14 protein-coding genes and 1 pseudogene are annotated in these 20869 nt (G+C 50.4%); 8 read left to right on the forward strand and 7 right to left on the reverse strand.

The window, feature by feature from the left end:
• Positions 1-5: 5 nt before the first annotated feature.
• From gspF to EDF88_RS00580, 5 genes are read right to left on the reverse strand one after another with little or no spacing between them, the layout of a single operon-like run.
• Positions 6-1226, reverse strand: a complete 1221-nt coding sequence (gspF, locus tag EDF88_RS00560) for a type II secretion system inner membrane protein GspF (RefSeq protein ID WP_134182192.1) — start codon at positions 1224-1226, stop codon at positions 6-8.
• A gap of 2 nt (positions 1227-1228) precedes the next feature.
• Positions 1229-2707, reverse strand: a complete 1479-nt coding sequence (gspE, locus tag EDF88_RS00565; protein WP_134182194.1) for a type II secretion system ATPase GspE — start codon at positions 2705-2707, stop codon at positions 1229-1231.
• Entirely contained in the window at positions 2700-4661 is a 1962-nt protein-coding gene (gspD, locus tag EDF88_RS00570) for a type II secretion system secretin GspD (RefSeq protein WP_134182196.1), read from the reverse strand. The genes gspE and gspD overlap by 8 nt, the downstream gene beginning before the upstream one ends.
• Positions 4662-4669: 8 nt before the next feature.
• Positions 4670-5458 carry a type II secretion system protein GspC gene (gene gspC, locus EDF88_RS00575; protein ID WP_134182198.1) on the reverse strand — a complete coding sequence of 263 codons (789 nt, stop codon included), beginning with the start codon at positions 5456-5458 and terminating at the stop codon, positions 4670-4672.
• A gap of 53 nt (positions 5459-5511) precedes the next feature.
• Positions 5512-7962 (reverse strand): glycoside hydrolase family 3 C-terminal domain-containing protein, encoded by a 2451-nt coding sequence (locus EDF88_RS00580; protein ID WP_134182200.1) that lies wholly within the window; start codon positions 7960-7962, stop codon positions 5512-5514.
• 726 nt (positions 7963-8688) lie between these two features.
• Between EDF88_RS00580 and EDF88_RS24625 the strand changes: the two genes are divergently transcribed.
• The 4 genes from EDF88_RS24625 to EDF88_RS00600 all read left to right on the forward strand — a co-directional run bounded on the left by EDF88_RS24625 (position 8689) and on the right by EDF88_RS00600 (position 13240).
• Positions 8689-9246 (forward strand): helix-turn-helix domain-containing protein, encoded by a 558-nt coding sequence (locus EDF88_RS24625; protein WP_166671927.1) that lies wholly within the window; start codon positions 8689-8691, stop codon positions 9244-9246.
• A gap of 337 nt (positions 9247-9583) precedes the next feature.
• Positions 9584-10600 carry an iron ABC transporter substrate-binding protein gene (locus EDF88_RS00590; RefSeq protein WP_134182204.1) on the forward strand — a complete coding sequence of 339 codons (1017 nt, stop codon included), beginning with the start codon at positions 9584-9586 and terminating at the stop codon, positions 10598-10600.
• A 26-nt stretch (positions 10601-10626) separates the two neighbouring features.
• Positions 10627-12201: an iron ABC transporter permease gene (locus tag EDF88_RS00595; protein ID WP_166671928.1), complete on the forward strand. Its 1575-nt coding sequence runs from the start codon at positions 10627-10629 to the stop codon at positions 12199-12201.
• Between the two features lies 1 nt (position 12202).
• Positions 12203-13240, forward strand: coding sequence for an ABC transporter ATP-binding protein (locus EDF88_RS00600; RefSeq protein WP_134182206.1), 1038 nt, complete (start codon positions 12203-12205; stop codon positions 13238-13240).
• A gap of 9 nt (positions 13241-13249) precedes the next feature.
• Here the strand turns inward: EDF88_RS00600 and EDF88_RS00605 are convergent, their stop codons facing one another.
• On the reverse strand, positions 13250-13726 hold the full coding sequence (locus EDF88_RS00605) for a WbuC family cupin fold metalloprotein (protein ID WP_134182208.1): 477 nt from the start codon (positions 13724-13726) through the stop codon (positions 13250-13252).
• A gap of 74 nt (positions 13727-13800) precedes the next feature.
• A complete protein-coding gene (locus tag EDF88_RS00610; protein WP_134182210.1) occupies positions 13801-15420 on the reverse strand; it encodes a phosphoethanolamine--lipid A transferase in 1620 nt (539 codons plus the stop codon).
• Positions 15421-15860: 440 nt separating this feature from the next.
• On the opposite strand from EDF88_RS00610, the pseudogene arnB reads away from it, so the two are divergent.
• From arnB to arnD, 4 genes and pseudogenes are all read left to right on the forward strand, one after another.
• A pseudogene (arnB, locus tag EDF88_RS00615) lies at positions 15861-17000 on the forward strand (UDP-4-amino-4-deoxy-L-arabinose aminotransferase).
• Between the two features lies 1 nt (position 17001).
• Positions 17002-17985: an undecaprenyl-phosphate 4-deoxy-4-formamido-L-arabinose transferase gene (gene arnC / locus EDF88_RS00620; RefSeq protein ID WP_064511803.1), complete on the forward strand. Its 984-nt coding sequence runs from the start codon at positions 17002-17004 to the stop codon at positions 17983-17985.
• Positions 17982-19964 (forward strand): bifunctional UDP-4-amino-4-deoxy-L-arabinose formyltransferase/UDP-glucuronic acid oxidase ArnA, encoded by a 1983-nt coding sequence (gene arnA / locus EDF88_RS00625; RefSeq protein WP_134182212.1) that lies wholly within the window; start codon positions 17982-17984, stop codon positions 19962-19964. The genes arnC and arnA overlap by 4 nt, the downstream gene beginning before the upstream one ends.
• On the forward strand, positions 19961-20851 hold the full coding sequence (gene arnD, locus EDF88_RS00630) for a 4-deoxy-4-formamido-L-arabinose-phosphoundecaprenol deformylase (protein WP_064511801.1): 891 nt from the start codon (positions 19961-19963) through the stop codon (positions 20849-20851). The genes arnA and arnD overlap by 4 nt, the downstream gene beginning before the upstream one ends.
• Positions 20852-20869 lie beyond the last annotated feature (18 nt).

Raw genomic sequence — 20869 nt, forward strand, 5'->3', positions numbered from 1 at the left:
CCTTTTCAATGACTGATCATGTTATTTAGTTGCAAAATGGGTTCGAGAATTGCCAGTACGATAAACAGCACCACGCTTGCCATGCTGACCACCAGAAGTGGCTCGAACAGGCTCAGTGCGAGGGTCATCTCTTGCTGCAACGCGTTATCCTGGTTGTCAGCTGCACGAGACAACATGCTATCCAGGGTGCCGCTTCGTTCGCCGGAGGCAATCATATGCAGCATCATCGGTGGGAACAGGCGTGTCTGTTCTAAGGCTCCGCGCAAGGTGCTGCCTTCGCGTACTCGTTGTTGGGCAAGATTGATGCGTAGACGCGCTTCAGCGTTTTGTAGCACTTCACCACTGATCTGCATGGCATCCAGTAGCGGCACGGTGCTGGCATTGAGAATGCTGAGTGTGCTGGCAAAACGGGCGGTATTGGTGGCCCTGCTGAGCCTCCCGGCTATCGGTAAACGCAGCACTAAATTATGATAACGCAGGCGGTTGGTCGGGGTTTTTAACCAGCGACGCCAGTAAAGTGCCGCACAGGTTATGGCGACCAGGAAAAGTACACCAAAACGTTGCAGCATTTCGCTGCATCCCATCAGCAGTCGGGTGCTTAGCGGCAATTCCTGTTTCATGTGGACAAACTGCTCCACCACATTAGGGACGACCGTCACCAGTAAGATGGCGATGACACCTACAGCCACCACGGTAAGAACACAGGGGTAAACCATCGCCTGGCGCAGTTTGTTTTGCATCTGCTGGCGCTGCTCGGTGTAATTTGCCAGCCGCATTAATACATCATCGAGATGGGACGACTTTTCACCGGCCGCCACCATGGCACAGTAAAGGTCATCAAAGGCGGCAGGGCTTGCAGCCATGCTTTTTGCCAGCGTTTGCCCTTCAAGGACGCGACTACGCACGCCGTTAATTACACTCTGAATTCGGGCTTTTTCCGTCTGGTGCGAGACCACATTCAGGGCTTCCTCCAGCGGAATTGCCGATCCCAGAAGCGTGGCAAGCTGGCGGGTAAACAGGGTTAATTCACTTTTGCGCATTCCCGGCGCGCGGCGAAAAGAAAAATGACGGGAGGCGCTTGTTGATACGCCCACTTCGCTAATTGAGACAGGCAGTAATTGCCTTTCGCGCAGTTGTTGACGAGCGTGACGGACGGAGTCTGCCTCGAGCGAACCTTGTTTTGACTTGCCTTTACTGTCCAGCGCCTGCCAGCGGAAATCAGCCATGATTATTCTTCCCGGCTCACGCGGAGCACTTCTTCGAGTGACGTCACGCCTTGCCGCACCTTTTCCAGACCGTCATCGCGCAAGGCCGGTGTACTGGTGCGAATAAGCGCTTCCAGCTCATCTTCCGTAGCATCGTGGTTAAGCGCTTTGCGAACGGATTCATCGATAACAACCAATTCGTGCAGCGCGGTGCGCCCGCGATAGCCTGTATGGTTGCAGCACTCACCGCCGACCGGTTGCCATAGATGGGTAACATCGCTACCAAAGCCGTAACGCAGGCGTTGTTGTTCATCCAACAATTGAGGGGTTTTGCAGTGCAGGCATAGTGTGCGCACCAGGCGTTGGGCAAGCACCGCCGTAAGTGAAGATGCGAGCAAAAAAGGCTCCACGCCCATATCTCGCAAGCGGGCAATGGCGCCAATGGCACTGTTGGTATGCAGCGTCGAGAAGACTAAATGCCCGGTCAATGAGGCCTGAACGGCAATCTTCGCGGTTTCGGTATCGCGGATTTCGCCGATCATCACCACATCCGGGTCCTGGCGTAGGATCGCGCGCAGCCCTCTGGCAAAAGTCATATCGACTTTGTTATTGACCTGCGTCTGGCCGATGCCATCGAGGTCGTATTCGATGGGGTCTTCCACCGTCAAAATATTGCGCTCGTGGTTATTAATTTCAGATAACGCGGCATAGAGTGTGGTGGACTTGCCCGAACCCGTTGGGCCGGTGACCAGAATAATGCCATACGGTTTACGTACCAGTGTGGACATGGTCTGCTGTAAACCCGCTGACATTCCCAAATGAGAAAGCGCCAGATGGACGGTGTTTTTATCCAGCAGGCGCAACACGACCCTTTCTCCGTGGCTGGAAGGCAGCGTTGAGACACGGACATCGACGGCCCGCCCGCCGATGCGCAGGCTAATACGACCATCCTGCGGAACACGTTTCTCGGCAATATCGAGACGTGCCATGATTTTGATGCGCGAGATAAATACCGCTGCCAGTTGACGCTGTGGCTGGATAACCTCACGTAAAACACCATCAATACGAAAGCGAATCGCCAGCCGGGACTCGTAGGTTTCAATATGAATATCGGAGGCAGCAAGTTTTATCGCTTCGCCTAGCATGGCGTTAATCAGGCGAATTATCGGCGCGTCATCCTCCATATCGAGCAGGTCCTGCGTACCAGGCAGCTGCCCGGCGAGATCGCTAAAACTCACGTCGTTGCCCAAATCCTCCATTAACTGGCGCGCTTCGCTGCCATCGCGTTGATACTCTTTGATCAAGAGTTGCTCAAACTGCGCTGTGGCGACGGCAGAGACGGAAAATGACTGGCGCAAGACACGACGTATCTCCAGCAGGATTTGTGGCCTGAGTTCTCCATGATGTACCAGCACTGGTGTCTCATTTTGCCACTGCACCAGCACGCCGTGATCGCGAGCAAAGCTAAAGGGGAGCTTTACCCATTTTCGCTCCTTACTCATTGAAGAAGCCTCCACGCGGCCGGGCACCCGGAGTTGCAGGCAGAGTCAGGTCAGGGGTGGGGAGGGCGAGAGGATCGCGATTGAGACGATCGGATTTTTGTTCGTCACGGAACTGACGGTATTTTTCATTGGAAACGCCGTTATAACTGGCGCCATCGCGCAGAATGACCGGATGAATGAACACCATCAGGTTTTGTTTACTGGTGCTGGTGCTGTTGTAGCGGAACAGATAACCGAGCAGCGGAATATCACCAAGGATCGGCACTTTGCTGACGCTCTCCGTCGTTTGGTTGTTCAGCAAGCCGCCGAGCACCACGGTTTCGCCGCTTCTGACCATTACCGCATTATTGATGGTGCGGGTGTTAAACGTGGCACCCAGATCGCTCCCGGCTGAAGATGAGTCAACGGAACTGGCAGAGGCCACGCTTGAAACCTCCTGCTCAATATTAAGCAGCACGCTTTCACCGTCATTAATCTGCGGGATTACCTTGAGCTTAGTGCCCACCGTTTTGCGCTCGACGGTGTTGTACACGCTGCCGGTTGTACTGGCCTGGCTGCCGGTAATGACCGGGACTTCCTGGCCAACGTTTATGGCTGCTTCTTTGTTATCGAGCGTAACGATGCTCGGGGTGGCGAGAATATTGCTGCGTGAGTTGTTGGCAAGTGCAGTGACCAGCCCGCCCCAATTACCGTTATAAAAACCGGCGGCGATACCGTTAAAACTGCTGAGTAACGCAGCACTGCCAGACGAGCCGTTTTTCCTGTTTTCGGCGGCGACCACGGCGCTTATCGGCAGCCCGGTGCTGGTAAATTGGGTTGCGCCGCCATTTTCGTTAAACCACTGCACACCGAAATTGAGCGCGTCGCCATCTTGCATTTCTACAATGACTGCCTCAATCAACACCTGGGCGCGGCGGATATCGAGACGATTGATGATTTGTTCCAGCGCCTGCATGGCATCAGGCTGCGTGGTAATAACCAGTGAATTGGTTTGCTCATCGGCAACGATGCTGACCTCTTTGCCATTAAATGTACTGCTGCTGGCACCGACACCCGTGCTGGCAGGCGTGGTTTCACCTTTGGCTGGTTGAGATGGCGATGAGTTTGCGCCGCTCAGGACCGCAACCAGGTTCTTCGCCTGGGCGTATTTAAGATAAAAAACGCGGGTGTTCCCCTGGTTTTGTTCTTCACGGTCAAGCTGACGGGCGATAGTGATTAAGTGCTGGCGGCCCTGCGCGCTGCCGGAAATCACCACGCTGTTGGTGCGTTCATCAGCCACCACGTTCGGTGCCAGACCACTGCCTTTACGGTCGTTTTTATTTAAACCATTAAGGATTAAGCCCATCTCACGTGCAGAGGCGTACTTTAATTTAATGATATCCGATTGCTGATTACCGGCTGAGTCTACGCGGCGCACAATTTCTGCCAGACGATTCACAACCGCCGCGCGTCCGGTCACCAGCAGCACATTGGCGGACTCGTAATGCACTACATTTCCGGCCCCGGCGTTATCGTTTAGCTGGCGCAACAGTGGGGCGAGTTCTTTCACATCGACGTTTGACACCGGAATAACGCGCGTCACCACTTCGTCTCCGGTTCCCGCATGGTAATCATCTGCTAGTGGGATGGCTGCGGTTTTGGCATTGACGGCTTTCACCACCTTCAGCACGCCACTGGCTCCTGGCACCACGGCGAAACCGTACACATCCAGCACGCTCAGGAAGAACTGGTAGTACTGCTCGTCATTGAGTGAGTCATAGCTACGAACGTTGACGACACCGCGTACGGCGGGATCGATAATGATGGTTTTATGCAGGTTTTTACTGACGATATTAATAAATTCCTGAATATCGGTACTTTTGAAACTTGCGCTGTAATTGGCTCCCCAGGCAGCAGGCAAGAGAGCAATCAGCAGAGTGAGGCTCTGGGCAATTCTTGTTATTTGTAATGACATACCCAACCTTACTTTATTGATAAATCTACAAAAATATTCTTCTCAGCATCATCACGCACAATAGTGATATCAAGCTGCGTCAATTCACTGAGCTGGCCCATAAACTTTGCGGCCTCTTGCGGCTCGCGCAGGTCAAAGCCATTGATGGCGATTGCTAAATCGTTGGGCTGTAATCCACTTTGCTGAAAAAGCGTGGCCTCTTTGCCTGGATTGAGGCGATATCCCTTCATCACGCCGTCTTTGTTCACCGGTGTGATTGCCACCATCTCCAGCAATTTTTTCGGCTCTTTCAGTAACTGATTCCGGGTGGTGGCAAGTGCGTCAGGCGCGCTTGTCGCACCGTCGTCATACAACCGTAGGATTTCATGCTGCCCCCCGTTAAGAAGTTCAACATGGTCATCCTTAATAGCGACTACACTCGCCTGTGATCCGTCGATAACATCATGAATACCGTAACTATTTTGATGTCCACCTTGTTCAATTATCACTAGCGAATTCTCAGGTGAGCTACTGACTATCACCCCGGTCAGTCGTACTTTTAGCGAGGAGAGTGTTGCCACTGGTGCGATCTCTTTATCCCCGCCAGGGAATAGCGTCTTGAACCTGATTTCAGCAGGTGTGGCCTGCGGGTTAGCGTTGTGTGCCTGAGCCGGGAGTGGTGCTTGCGGATAAAGCATTTCACCAATACACCATGTAGCCACAGCCAACTGATAGCCAAGGCCGCAGAGCAATACCACTGTCGCCATCTGCGCTAAAAATGGCTGAGAAAAACTCAGCCTGAACACCGGTTTACTCATTAACACTGATTGCCTTTTTGACCGGGGCGAGAGCGAACTCGCCCTGGATTGACTTACTGGCTTACGGTGACAAAATCAGCGGCGTTCACACCCGCCGGAAGTGCAAGCGCACCCGGAGTGGTGTTGCTGACCACAATTTCTTCGCTAACGTTGAAGGTCACAGGTTCACGACCCGTTACGTCGGAAGAAGGAGAAACCCAGGCCTTGTAAGTGCCAGGCTCAACAATCCACTGGTTCTTTTGCGGATCGAAGCTTGCCAGCGTTTTGGCAGGGATAGTGAAGGTTAGCTTCTGGCTTGCACCTGGTTGCAGGCTGTCTGTTTTGCTGAAGGATTTAAGCTCAAGAGCCGGTTTTTTCAGCTTAACTTCTGGTGCGTTGATATAGACTTGGGCTGCTTCTTTACCGGCAACGTTGCCGGTGTTGGTCACCGAAACGCTGAGTGTGATGCCACCTTTTGCGCCATTACCCAGGGTGTTCGACTCAACTGCCGCGCCGTCATAACCAAAGGTGGTGTAGGAAAGGCCGTAGCCGAACGGCCAGGCAACCGGTTTGCTGAAGGTGCTGTAGTAGCGGTAGCCCACGTAGATGTCATCGTTATAAGAGATTTCATCTGGTGTGCCGTCGCCGTTGGTGTCTTTGCCCGGGAAGGTGGTCGCAGAAGGGACATCGGCATAAGATTGTGGAATGGTTTGTGCCAGTTTGCCCCCTGGGTTGACGACGCCTGAGAGAACGTCGGTGATGGCAAAGCCCGCTTCCTGGCCTGGCAGATACGACAGCAAAATGGCATCGACTTTATCGGCCCACTCGCTGGTATCGACGATGGCAGAGACATCCAGCACGACAACCACTTTCTTGCCTGCAGCATGGAATGCATCAGATGTATTCTGAATCAAATTGAGTTCATTTTCGGTCAGCAGGTAGTCGCCACGGGTATTGGTGCGGTCCACGCCTTCACCCGCGATTCGCCCGATAGTGATCAGTGCTGCATCATTGTTCTGTGCGGCACTTTCAACCACTGCTGGGTCAATTGCCGGGTCGTCACAGGTAAAGTAGGTGCCGATCGAGGCCACAAAGCCCGGGTGCTCAACTTTATTTTGCGCGTAGTAATCGCGGTAGAAGGAGGTTAGCGACTCATCAACGGTGTACTGCTGTTGCAAGCCCTCGGACAGCATGATGGTCGCTTCATTGTTAACCTGGCCGCTACCGGTGCCACCTTTGATGGTTTCAATCTGGCTAACCCCAAAACTTGCGAGCTTCAAACGTGGCGTTAATGGCAGCGCCTGGTTGTCATTTTTTAGCAACACCATGCTTTCTGCCGCAGCCTGGCGTGCCAGTACACGGTGTTGTTCGAGATCAGGTTTATTGGACGCGGCGTAGTTGTTATAAGAAGGGGACTGGAAGACTTGCGAGAGAATATGTTCCACGTTAACCGTGACATCTGCTTCGCTGATATCCCCCTTTTTATAAGAGTCTTTCAGTGCGGCCAACACACCAGTATTGTTGAAAGCACCGGTTACCGGGTCGGTAAATCCACCTGGTTCAATCAGGTCATTACCCGCTTTTAACTGTTTCCAGCCCGTTAATTGCGGGGTGCCTGCCAGCCAGTCGGACATTACCAACCCTTTAAAATCCCACTCATTACGCAAAATATCGGTTAGCAGGTCGCGGCGTTCGTTGGTGTAAGTGCCGTTAAGTTTGTTATATGACGACATCACCGCCCACGGCTGCGCTTCTTCTACAGCTATCTGGAAACCGCGCAGATAAATCTCACGCATGGCGCGAGGCGATACGATGGTATCGATGGAGTTACGGTTGGTTTCTGAGTTGTTGGCAACAAAGTGTTTAATGGTGGTGCCGACATCATTTGACTCCACACCATCTACCATAGCGGCGGCAATTTTCCCGCTCAGCAGTGGGTCTTCAGAGTAATATTCAAAATTACGCCCATTCAGCGGGTTACGTTGAATATTCATACCCGGTGCGAGAATAAAGTCGACGCCATATTCTTTAATTTCTTCGCCCATCGCTTTACCCACTTGGGCCACTAATTTGGTGTCCCAGGATGAAGCCAGTAAAGAACCAATTGGCCAGGCGGTGGCATAGAAAGTTTCAGAACTGCCGTTACGCGTACTATTAATTCGCAATCCAGCGGGACCATCGGCTAATTTTGCCGCAGGAATATCCAGTTTGTCGCTTTTTACACCATTGATATAACCGGCAACACCGGATACATCATTTTTATTATTGGTTGCCGGATATTCGCCATTACCAAGATCCATTCCTGGCCCGACCACCATATTAAGCTTTTCTTCAACGCTCATTTTACCCGCGGCTTCTTTGGCCATTTTTTGGTAATACGCGGCGTCTTTGACTTGTGAGACAGGCGGTTCTTCCTGGTTGTCGTCATCATCGTCGTCATTACAACCAGAAACTATTCCGGCTAATGCCAGGGTGAGACAGATTGTCAGGGTATTCAATTTTGATTTAACGCTTAAGGATTCCATTGTTATTGGCCTTATTTATGTAGGGTATATATCCAGGTTTCGCAAAGGTAAGTACATCAACAGCAGCGGAATAATAACCAGATAAATGGCGGGCGACTTTGCAATGGAAAGCTAATTCTGTGCTCCTGGGAGCAGGGCGTTTTTTTGTGAGTGGTATCTCAAAATAATGCAGAATGCTACAATACATTAACATTACAAAAAGAATATTAACGTTCAACTTTGTGCAAGGTCCACATGCTTAGCAGAAGCGTATCTAATTCAATATATAGGACAAGTCTTAATAATTTACGTCAAAAAGGAATTGACACAAATAGCTTGTTAGGGGGCTTGGGTTTGTCAACTCATGAAATAGACAAACCCTTCGGGCGTATTACTGAACATAACCATTATCAATTAATGGCAAAAATTAGTGGGCTTAACAAAACGCTCTATGGAAGTGCTATTCCGGAAACTATTTACATTAATAGTGTTGAACATTCCCACGCTATTTTCCCCGAGTTAATAGGTCTGTGCCTGAATGAAAAAACACTGGAATCAGCATTATGGAGTTATTCGGATAACCGGTTTCTGATTGGTAATTGTGATGATCTTTTTATAGAAAAAGGGCAGTCACATACCCGTGTAAGATATAAAAACCATGCTCCACACTCTGTTAATAATCCTTCAGCCATCTTTAATCTGGTGTTGCTTGGCAGCATCTTGAAGAGTTATTCCCCAGGTATGAGTATGCAAATAGAACTGACGGAATCAGCGGTCCACCATCAGACGCTGGTGAACGATCTGTTCAATAAAAACTGCTTGCTGCGCCAGGAGCACGACGCCATTATTCTGGATAACCGCTATCTGGATTGCGAAAACACCACATTTAACCCGCTGTTGAACCGCTTACAAAAGAGCCATGTCAGCGCACTCAAAAAACAGATTTTCAAAGAGCCACCGCTTACAGCTGCGGTAAATACGTTGATTGAGCATTGCTATTTGTCAGGGCAGGAAACATCAGCAAATTCAATACTGGAAAAGGTATGCCAGGATCTGCGGATTAGCCGCTGGACACTCAACCGCCGTTTGCAACTCGAGTCAGCGACGTTCACTCAGCTTCTAAACCAGCAGCAGTTGCTACTGTCGATGCGCATGCTGCGTGAATCGACGCTCTCGATTCAGGAAATCAGCGACTGCCTGGGATTCTCTTCGCATTCCGTTTACTCACGTTTTTTTAAGAACCATGTCCAGCTTTCTCCTTTGCAGTTTCGGGATAAAGGCCGGAGCTGTGAAAGCGGTTGTTGAAGAGGCTAGCAAAGCACAGGCGGCCTATTGTGAACCCATTCAGAAAGAGATGAACCTGAAGAAAATCCTGTAAAAGACCCTTATTAACGTATGGAGCACGGAGGCTCCCGTTCAAATACACCCGATTTAGCAGTTTATTCTTAAGGTTTTTTTAATCTTCATAACTCCCGCAATGCTAAATCAGGATTTTTATCTTAGTAAACTTTCGTTCTGCAACATTTCTCACCTTTGTTTAAAAATGATAACAATTTTCATTAGCGTTCCCATTTTGCTGTGGTTTAATCCGCCTCGCTATGCATTCTGGTGTTATGTAATCATTATTATGAAGGATTAACTTATGAAATTTGGCGTATCGTCCCTGTGTTCAATCGCAATGGTGACTTCCTCTGTTTTGCTGACTTCGTTCGCCGGTGCAGCCGATAACAACGAAGGAATCGTGGTTTATAACGCACAGCATGAGAACCTGGTTCAGTCGTGGGTTGACGGTTTCACGAAAGAAACCGGCATTAAAGTCACACTGCGTAATGGCGGCGACAGCGAACTGGGTAATCAACTGGTTCAGGAAGGCAGCAAGTCTCCGGCGGACGTGTTTCTGACTGAAAACTCACCGGCGATGGTGCTGGTTGATAACGCCAAATTGTTCGCGCCTCTGGATAAAAGCACGCTGGAGCAGGTTGCACCAGCCTATCGACCTGAGCATGGTCGCTGGATTGGTATTGCTGCACGTAGCACCGTTTTCGTCTATAACCCAGCAAAACTGAGCGAAGCACAATTGCCGAAATCCTTAATGGATCTGGCGAAACCCGAGTGGAAAGGGCGCTGGGCCGCTTCTCCGTCAGGGGCTGATTTCCAGGCTATCGTCAGTGCTGTTCTGGCATTGAAAGGCGAAAAGGCAACCCTTGAGTGGCTCAAAGCAATGAAGACCAACTTCGTGGCCTATAAAGGCAACAGCACCGTGATGAAAGCGGTGAATGCCGGGCAGATCGACGGCGGGGTTATCTACCACTATTACCGTTTCGTTGACCAGGCCAAAACTGGTGAAAACAGCAAAAACACTGAACTCCACTACTTTAAACATCAGGATCCAGGCGCATTTGTCAGTATCTCTGGTGGCGGCGTGCTGGCCTCAAGCAAACACCGGCAGCAAGCTCAGGCATTCATGAAGTGGATTACGGGTAAATCTGGCCAGGACACTTTGCGTACTAATGATGCGTTTGAATATGCGGTCGGCGTGAATGCTGCCTCTAACCCGAAACTGCTTCCGCTGAAAGACCTGGATGCGCCAAAAGTTGAAGCATCTTCGCTCAACAGCAAAAAAGTCATTGATCTAATGACTGAAGCTGGCCTTCTTTGATTCCTTAATATAGCGATGAGTGCCTGATGTCCGTGGTCAATATTACCGATAGCCTCAATATTAACAGCCGAACTGTGCAACGCCGGCCTGCGTTTGTGATGGTGCTGCTTGCGATTTTCTTCTCGATGCTCGCGCTAATCCCGCCCGCTTTTGTTGTGATCATCGGTTTTGATACTGGCTGGGAAACAGTGAAGGCACTCATCTTTCGCCCGCGTGTTGCTGAGCTGCTCATCAACACGTTGCTGCTGGTGGCCATCGCTGTGCCACTGTCTGTGGCGGTGGGCACGTTACTTGCCTGGCTTACTGAACGAACCACGCTTGCGGGCAGGCGCATCTGGTCGATGCTTGCCGTAGCACCGCTTGCGATTCCTGCTTTTGTACAAAGTTATGCCTGGGTCAGCGCGGTGCCATCAATACATGGCTTATCAGCAGGCGTGTTTTTGTCTGTATTGGCGTATTACCCCTTTATTTATCTCCCTGTTGCGGCTGTTTTACGCCGGCTGGACCCGACGCTGGAAGACGTTGCCGCCTCGTTGGGTACACCGCCATGGGCGGTCTTTTTCCGTATTGTTCTGCCGCAACTAAAGCTCGCGATTTGGGGCGGGGCCTTGCTGGTGACGCTGCATTTGCTGGCGGAGTATGGACTGTATGCGATGATCCGTTTTGATACTTTCACCACGGCCATCTATGACCAGTTCCAGTCTACATTCAGTGGGCCTGCGGCCAACATGTTGGCAGGCGTACTGGCGCTATGTTGCCTGGTATTCCTGACACTTGAAGGTGTCACTCGGGGCAAGGCGCGTTACGCGCGAGTGGGAGCCGGATCCCCACGCGAACAAAACCGCCTGCATCTGAATGTGCCGTTGAGTGTTTTGGGGCAGCTATTTTCCCTTACCGTGATACTGCTGGCGTTAGTTGTCCCGCTCGCGGTGTTGTTCCGCTGGCTATGGTTGGGTGGTATAGAAAACTGGAATCATGCCGATCTCTGGCTTTCACTGCGCCAGACCTTGCTGCTGGCATCAGGCGGCGCGTTGCTTATTATTCTTGCCGGGGTCCCGATAGCATGGCTTTCAGTACGCCATCCGCGCCCGCTATTTCGTGTGCTTGAAGCATGTAATTACTTTACTAGCTCGCTGCCGGGGATTGTGGTCGCCCTGGCGTTGGTCACGGTAACTATTAATTACATGCGTCCTATCTATCAGACTGAAATCACGTTGTTTCTTGCTTATTTGCTGATGTTTACGCCAAGAGCGCTAATCAACCTGCGCGCTGGTATTGCTCAAGCCCCTGTAGAGCTTGAAAACGTGGCCCGTAGTTTAGGTAAAACTCAGGCTCAGGCCATTTGCAGTATCACTTTGCGGCTTGCAGCACCGGGTGCTGCCGCTGGGGCGGCGCTGGTTTTTCTTGGCATAACCAATGAGCTCACCGCAACGCTTTTACTGTCACCATTGGGCACACGTACGCTCTCGACGGGCTTCTGGGCGCTCACCAGCGAAATAGATTATGTTGCCGCCGCACCTTATGCGTTGCTGATGATTCTTATCTCGCTGCCGCTGACGGGAATTCTTTATGTGCAGTCTCAAAAACTAGCGGGTCTGTAAGATGATTGAACTTGCGAATATTTCTAAAAAATTTGGTCAGACATCGGTACTGGAAAATCTCAGCCTATCGGTACTGCCTGCGAGCCGTACGGTGATTGTTGGGCCATCCGGCTCGGGGAAAACCACGTTGCTGCGCATTCTCGCCGGTTTTGAAACGCCGGATAGCGGGCGAATCACGCTATCCGGGAAAACGCTTTTTGATGAGAACACATTTATTCCAGCACACCAGCGCGGTATTGGTTTTGTGCCACAGGAAGGCGCGCTTTTCCCACATATGAAAGTGGGCGATAACATTGCCTACGGCTTGAATGGTTCAAAACATGAAAACCGCCGACGCGTGGCGGAGTTGATGGAACTTGTATCGCTCGACAGTCGCCTGCAACACCACTGGCCGCATGAGATTTCTGGCGGGCAACAGCAGCGTGTGGCGCTGGCTCGGGCACTGGCACAAGAGCCGGTGTTAATGCTTTTGGATGAGCCTTTTTCGGCACTCGATACCGGGCTGCGAGCTGCGACCCGCAAAGCCACGGCTGAATTACTGACCCATGCTGGTGTCGCCTCTATTCTGGTCACGCACGATCAACATGAAGCCCTCTCTTTTGCCAGCCAGATTGCGGTGATTCGTGATGGGCGCTTTACACAGGTGGGCTCACCCGTCGAGGTCTATTCGCAGCCTGTCGATGAGGCCACCGCACTGTTTCTTGGCGATGCGTTGATATTCAAAGCGCAGCTGAGTGGGGGATTTGCACGCTGTGAACTGGGTAGTATCCCGGCGGATAATCCTCACTTTAGCGGCGAGAGGCGTATTATGCTGCGCCCGGAACAAGTGGTTATTTCGCTACTTAAGGGCGATTCAGAACCTCAGCCTGTTGTGACGATCATTGATGTGGATTTTACTGGTTATCTTTCGACGCTGACGCTGTCCTCACCGGGTTGGCCCACACCTTTGCAGGTGAAAACCATCAGCCAGCAAAACTGGCAAGTTGGGATGGCGGTGAAACTTGCGGTCAACGGTCATGCCTGCGTTCTGGTGGATTAAAGTTGGCAATTACCGCGTAAAACCGCCGTCACCCACCTGGGCTTGCGCACACCATTTCATTAATTGAACGGTGCCCACTTCACCTTCGGTGGGTGCCCAGGAGGCAGCGTCTTGTTCTGCAATGGGCTGATAGCCACCGTGTTTCACTTCAAAAATTACACCGCCCTTATCCAGTGACAATACTGTGTGCCAGGTTCCGGCGTCCATCTCCAGCGCCTTGCACTCTTCGCCTAAAACAACGCGGCGAGTCACTGTGCCGTGATCATCAAAATTCAATACCAGAAAGCGGCCGCTGAGTGATATCAATAGTTCAAATGTGTGGGGATGGCGGTGGGGGCGAACATAGGTTCCCGGCTCCATGGCAACAGCCAGTCGCTGCACCGGGTCGCTCAATTCGGGATGAAAACTACGGTGAGTGCGTAAGCGAGGGGAGTTTGCCGCCAGCTCACTTTGCTGTTGCATATCACTGAAAGTAATCTGTTTCATATAAGCCTTTATAAAGTTATGCGGCAACCCTGATTGCGGTTGCCGCAAAGCGTTATGCCTCTACCCGCTGTGAGTTAACCCCGGCATTCGCGGAACAGATCGCTGCCCGACTGGTAGACACTGGTGCTGATGTCCCAAAGCCCGAGAACCGATGAGAACAGGTTGTCATGGGAATACGGTTTTTTCGCCGCGTTATCTTGTAAACAAGAGATGTTGATGTGTTTCTCGGCGATAAAGCCCGGTGACATCCACACCTGCATCGGGATATGCGTTTGCTGATCCGGGGCCAGTTTGTACGGCGTACCATGTAGATACAGGCCACTTTCCCCTAATGACTCACCGTGATCGGAAACGTACAGCAGCACTGTGTTGTACTGGTCACTGTATTTTTTGAGCTTCTCAATCATTTGCGCTAACACATAGTCAGTGTGGCGAATGGTGTTGTCGTAGGTATTGACCAACTGCTCTTGGGTACAGTTTTCAATATCGCTGCGTGAACACTCCGGCATGAAGTGACGATGCTCTGCTGGGTAACGCTGGTAATAGGTCGGCCCATGGCTGCCAATCATATGGAAGGCGACCAGTTTGTCTCCGGCCATTTTAGCCACTTCAGCATCAAGATTTTCCAGCATCACATCGTCATAACAAGTTTCGCCATCACACAGTTTTGGGTTATCGGTTGGCTTGATTTCGATAGTCGGAATGCGGCTACACACACCTTTACAGCCTCCATCGTTCTCTTTCCAGAGCACAGAAACCCCCGTTTTATGCACAATATCGAGGAAGTTATCGCTGTTGTACGCTTTCTTGCCGTCGTACTCGGTGCGGTTCATATTCGAGAACATGCACGGTACGGAAACTGCGGTGGCGGTGCCACAGGAGTGAACATCTTTAAATGAGATAACGCCGCCGGATTGGCTGGTAAAGGCGTTGGTATCACGCGAGTAACCGTTCATCGAGAAATTCTGGCTACGGGCCGTTTCACCAATCACCAGAAACATCAGCGTTGGTTTTTCTTTATTGGCAACACGTTTGGCGTCATCGCCCAGCGACTGGAAGGGTTCTTTGGTCGTAAAGTACGTATCCTTCAGATAGCGAACGGTGCTGTAGACGTAGTTAGCCGGAATAATTTCTTTGTTAAGCGTTGAGTTGTTACGCCCAACAGAGGCGTAATCCTGGTAGTAAAGCGCTGCAACACCTGCAATAAGCGCCAGCGATGCCACCATCGACAACAGGCGATATGCGATGCCTTTGTACCATCTTGCTGGATATTCAATTTTAATTAAAAACAATAAGATAGCAGGCAGTACACCGGTCAAAAGAATCCATAAAATTATCGAACCATTCAGATAGGAATGAGCTTCTTGCGGGTTCGTTTCAATGATGTTTTCAATCATTGATTGATCAAACATCACTTTATATTTCAGCGTGGAGTAACTGACCATGGAGCCAGTAATTAACAGCAAGGCAAAAAATGGCTTCAATAGAAAGCGAATAGAGAAGGGCATAAAGACGAAATTGAGAGCCGCAACTAACACGAAAGGTATGGAGATAACGAAACCGATTTTTACATGCTCAAGATGGGTCAAAATATCGTAAAAATGCAGTAACACGGGCCAGTTGAGTAAGAAGGCAAAGACCACCGCCAACAGTAAAATCAGCGGGATAACCTTCATCCTGAAAAGTACGGGCATTAACATCTCCAACAGGTTCATTTTTATACTATTGATACACAGGCGAGCAGGATGGGTTTGCCATCGGCATTTCTACTGTAGACCACAAGCGGTGTATGTGTGAGTGTGATTATTAACGACCAACCTTAATTTAACCTTAATGTATTCCACGCGATAAAAACTAAACGGCTATTCAATGAATTCATATAAAGAAAAGAAGTGGGGAGCTTTTTGGTTTTTGGCTTTTGTGGCAATTGTGTGAACTTAATTGCCTGGTGTTTATCTCGATTTATTTATTCAAATTATTCATGTCTTAATATTGGCCTAAGAAATCTCTGCTAAGTTGGCTTTAATTTAATAGCGGTTTAGATAGCAGCATTGTGAATCAATCATGTTGTGCTTTTATTTAATTAACCTGCTTCATGATTAATACAGTTTCTACTTAATTACAGGGATATCCAATGAGTGAATTTCTGCCCTTCTCACGCCCCGCTATGGGGCAAGAAGAACTCGCTGCTGTGAGTGAAGTTTTGCAGTCTGGTTGGATAACAACAGGCCCCAAAAATCAGGCTCTCGAAGAGGCATTTTGCGAGTTAACAGGCAATAAGCACGCCATTGCAGTCAGCTCTGCGACGGCGGGCATGCATGTCGCATTGATGGCATTGGGCATCCAGGCTGGTGATGAAGTGATTACTCCTTCTTTGACCTGGGTTTCCACACTGAACATGATTGTGTTGTTAGGTGCCGAACCGGTGATGATCGATGTTGACCGCGACACCCTGATGGTAACGCCTGAAAGCATTGAAGCGGCCATTACACCACGCACACGAGCCATTATTCCTGTGCACTACGCTGGGGCTCCAGCAGATATCGACGCCATCCGCGCGGTAGGTGAACGTCACGGAATTCCTGTAATTGAAGATGCAGCACATGCCGCTGGAACCCACTATAAAGGCAAGCATGTAGGCGACCGTGGGACGGCAATTTTCTCCTTCCACGCCATTAAAAACATGACTTGTGCTGAAGGTGGGTTGATTGTCACTGACGACTAACAGTTTGCTAACCGGATGCGTAGTCTGAAGTTTCACGGACTCGGTGTTGATGCTTTTGACCGCCAGACCCAGGGGCGCGCTCCACAGGCAGAAGTGATCACTCCAGGGTACAAATACAATCTCGCAGATATTAATGCAGCCATTGCCCTGGTGCAGTTAAACAAACTTGAACAACATAACGCGCGGCGAACTGAAATAGCTGAACGTTATTTAGCTGAGTTGGTCAATACGCCTTATTTACCGCTAATTCATCCTCAATGGGCACATAAACACGCCTGGCATCTTTTTATTTTACGTATTGATGAATCTCGTTGTGGAATTACCCGTAATGAATTTATGGGGGCTTTAAAAGATAAGGGTATTGGCACTGGGCTGCATTTCCGAGCCGCACATACACAGAAGTACTACCGCGAACGCTATCCAACACTCTCTTTACCTGATACCGAATGGAACAGCGATCGTATTTGCTCCATTCCGTTATTTCCAACGATGTCAGATGACGACGTCTCACGCGTAATCAACGCATTACGTGAAGTTGCAGGAAAATAATATGATGACCCCTTTACCGATCCACAAAGTCTCTGTGGTTATCCCGATTTATAACGAACAAGAAAGCATACCCGAACTTATCAGGCGAACTACGGCCGCCTGCGAAACCTTGGGTAAGGATTACGAAATTTTGCTGGTCGATGATGGCAGTAGCGATGAATCCGCTTCCATGTTGAATGATGCGGCCCAATTGCCCGGTAGCCATATTGTTGCGGTGTTGCTCAACCGTAATTACGGCCAACACAACGCGATAATGGCTGGGTTTAGCCACGTCACCGGGGATTTGATTGTTACCCTCGACGCAGATTTGCAAAACCCGCCGGAAGAGATCCCACGTTTGGTGGCAAAAGCTGATGAAGGCTACGACGTGGTGGGGACAGTACGCCAGAACCGCCAGGATACCTGGTTCCGTAAGCGAGCTTCGCGCCTGATTAACCGCCTGATTCAAAGCACTACCGGCAAAGCGATGGGGGATTATGGCTGCATGTTGCGCGCCTATCGCCGCCATATCATCGACGCGATGCTTAATTGCCATGAACGCAGCACTTTTATTCCTATTCTGGCAAACACCTTTGCCCGTAAAGCGACCGAGATCCCGGTACATCACGCCGAGCGTGAGTTTGGCGATTCCAAATACAGCTTTATGCGTTTAATTAACCTTATGTACGACCTGGTGACCTGCCTGACCACCACGCCACTGCGCATGCTCAGTGTGTTCGGCAGCATCATCGCGGTGCTGGGCTTTACGCTTTCAGTTCTGCTGGTTGTTTTACGTCTTGCCTTCGGGCCGCAATGGGCGGCAGAAGGAGTGTTCATGCTATTTGCGGTGCTGTTTATGTTTATCGGCGCGCAATTCGTGGGCATGGGACTGCTGGGTGAATACATCGGCCGTATTTATACCGATGTCCGCGCCCGCCCTCGTTATTTTATTCAGCGCGTAGTTAGCCGCGACTCAGTTTCAACTTCAGAGGAAAATCATCAATGAAAGCTGTTGTATTTGCTTATCACGACATTGGGTGTGCAGGCATTAATGCACTGGTAGCTGCCGGTTATGACATTACCGCTATTTACACCCACCCTGATTCACCTTCTGAAAACCATTTTTTTGGGTCAGTGGCTCGCACCGCCGCAGAACATGGCATTCCAGTTTATGCCCCGGATGATGTGAATCACCCTTTGTGGGTTGATCGTATTAAATCCGCTCAGCCCGATGTGATTTTCTCGTTTTACTACCGCAATTTGCTGTGCGATGAAATTCTCAATAGCGCGACGGTAGGGGCCTTTAACCTGCATGGTTCGTTGCTGCCGCATTACCGTGGCCGTGCACCGCTGAACTGGGTGCTGGTGAAAGGCGAAACTGAAACGGGCGTCACGCTGCATCGTATGGTTAGCCGTGCAGATGCTGGTGCCATTGTGGCGCAACATCGAGTGGCTATTGCCCCGGAAGAAACGGCCTTAACGCTGCATCATAAATTGACTAACGCGGCGTCCCACCTGCTTGAAGGTATTCTTCCGGTTATCAAAACTGGGCATTTCCCGCAGGTTGAGCAAGACCACAGCGAAGCGACCATTTTTGGCCGTCGCACGCCACAGGATGGCTGCATTAACTGGCAATCTCCGGCGAACGAAATTAACAATCTGATTCGCGCGGTGACCGATCCTTGGCCGGGTGCATTTAGCTATGTGGGTGGTGCTAAATTTGTTGTCTGGAAAGGGCGCGTGCTCGAAGGGCTTCAGTCTGCGAAAGCGGGAACAGTGTTATCTGTAAGTCCGCTTGTCATTGCCACCGGTGGCGGTGCACTGGAAATCGTTACTGGTCAAACCGAAAACGGCGTCTACATGCAGGGTTCTCAACTGGCGCAAACCCTTGGCCTGGTAGCGGGTGCATTGCTCAGTAACCAGCCGGTATCCGCAATAAAACGTCGCACTCGCGTGCTGATCCTCGGAGTGAATGGTTTTATCGGCAACCACCTGACCGAACGCCTGTTGCAGGACGATAACTTCGAAGTTTACGGCCTGGATATCGGTTCTGATGCTATTAGTCGTTTCATCGGCAATGAGCGTTTCCACTTTGTGGAAGGTGATATCAGTATTCACTCCGAATGGATTGAGTATCACATTAAGAAATGTGATGTCGTGCTGCCGCTGGTTGCCATCGCCACACCAATTGAATACACCCGTAACCCGCTGCGTGTGTTTGAGCTGGATTTTGAAGAAAACCTCAAAATCATTCGTGACTGCGTGAAGTATCAAAAACGCATTATCTTCCCATCTACGTCGGAAGTTTATGGTATGAGCACCGACAAAGTGTTCGATGAAGATAACTCGAACCTGATTGTTGGACCTATCAATAAACAGCGCTGGATTTACTCGGTTTCTAAACAGCTTCTTGACCGCGTTATCTGGGCATATGGCGAAAAAGAGGGCTTACGTTTCACGCTTTTCCGTCCGTTTAACTGGATGGGTCCACGCCTGGATAACCTTAATGCCGCACGTATCGGTAGCTCGCGCGCAATTACCCAATTGATTCTTAACCTGGTCGAAGGCTCGCCGATTAAGCTGATTGATGGTGGTAAACAAAAACGCTGCTTTACTGATATCAGCGATGGTATCGAAGCGTTGTTCCGCATTATCGAGAATAAAAACAGCAACTGTGATGGGCAAATCATCAACATTGGTAACCCGGATAACGAAGCGAGTATTAAAGAACTGGCGCAAATGCTGCTGGAGAGCTTTGAAAAGCACCCATTGCGTAGCCATTTCCCGCCGTTTTCCGGCTTCCGTGAAGTGGAAAGCAGCACTTATTACGGCAAGGGTTACCAGGATGTGGAACACCGCAAGCCAAGTATTCGCAATGCCCATCGTTTATTGAATTGGAAACCTACGGTTGAAATGGAACAAACCATTGATGAGACCCTGGATTTCTTCCTTAAAACAGTTGAACTGACGGAACCTCAGGCATGAGAAAAGTTGGCCTGCGCATTGATGTAGATACATGGCGGGGTACCCAACAAGGGGTTCCGCATCTTCTTGAGATCTTAAGTTTGCACGGTATTCAGGCCACATTTTTCTTCAGCGTCGGCCCGGATAACATGGGCCGCCATTTGTGGCGGCTGGTGAAACCGCAATTCTTGTGGAAGATGCTGCGCTCTAAAGCGGCATCGCTCTACGGTTGGGATATTCTGCTGGCGGGAACCGCATGGCCTGGGCGCAAAATTGGCGCAGGCAATGCAGAGATAATCTCGGCGGCGGCAGATCATCATGAAGTCGGCTTGCACGCCTGGGATCACTTCGCGTGGCAAACCTGGGCGGGTGTCTGGGACAACAATCATCTCGAGACGCAAATTCGTCTCGGGATGGACACCCTGGCGCAAATTATCGAACAACCCGTGACATGTTCAGCAGTTGCTGGCTGGCGAGCAGACCAGCGGGTCGTGCGGGCAAAAGAGCCATTCGGCTTCAGCTACAACAGCGATTGCCGTGGAACAACACCCTTTCTACCGTTACTTCCTGATGGCAGTACGGGGACGGTGCAAATTCCGGTAACGCTCCCAACCTGGGATGAAGTGATTGGCGAGGGTGTCAGTCGTGAAGGCTATAACCGTTTTATCCTTGATCGCATTAAACAAGATGCCGGAACCCCGGTGTATACCATCCACGCTGAAGTGGAAGGGATTGTAATGCGTAAGGATTTTAGTGAGTTGCTCACCATGGCTGCGCAGGAAGGTATTCAGTTTTGCCCATTGAGCGAACTGTTACCTGAAGATTTATCTACATTGCCGTTGGGCAAAGTGGTGCGTGGTGTTATTTCTGGCCGCGAAGGCTGGCTGGGTTGCCAATCCCCATCATAATTCAAGCTGCGGGGTGTT

Source organism: Buttiauxella sp. BIGb0552, assembly GCF_004366275.1.
Classification (GTDB): Bacteria; Pseudomonadota; Gammaproteobacteria; order Enterobacterales; family Enterobacteriaceae; genus Buttiauxella; species Buttiauxella gaviniae.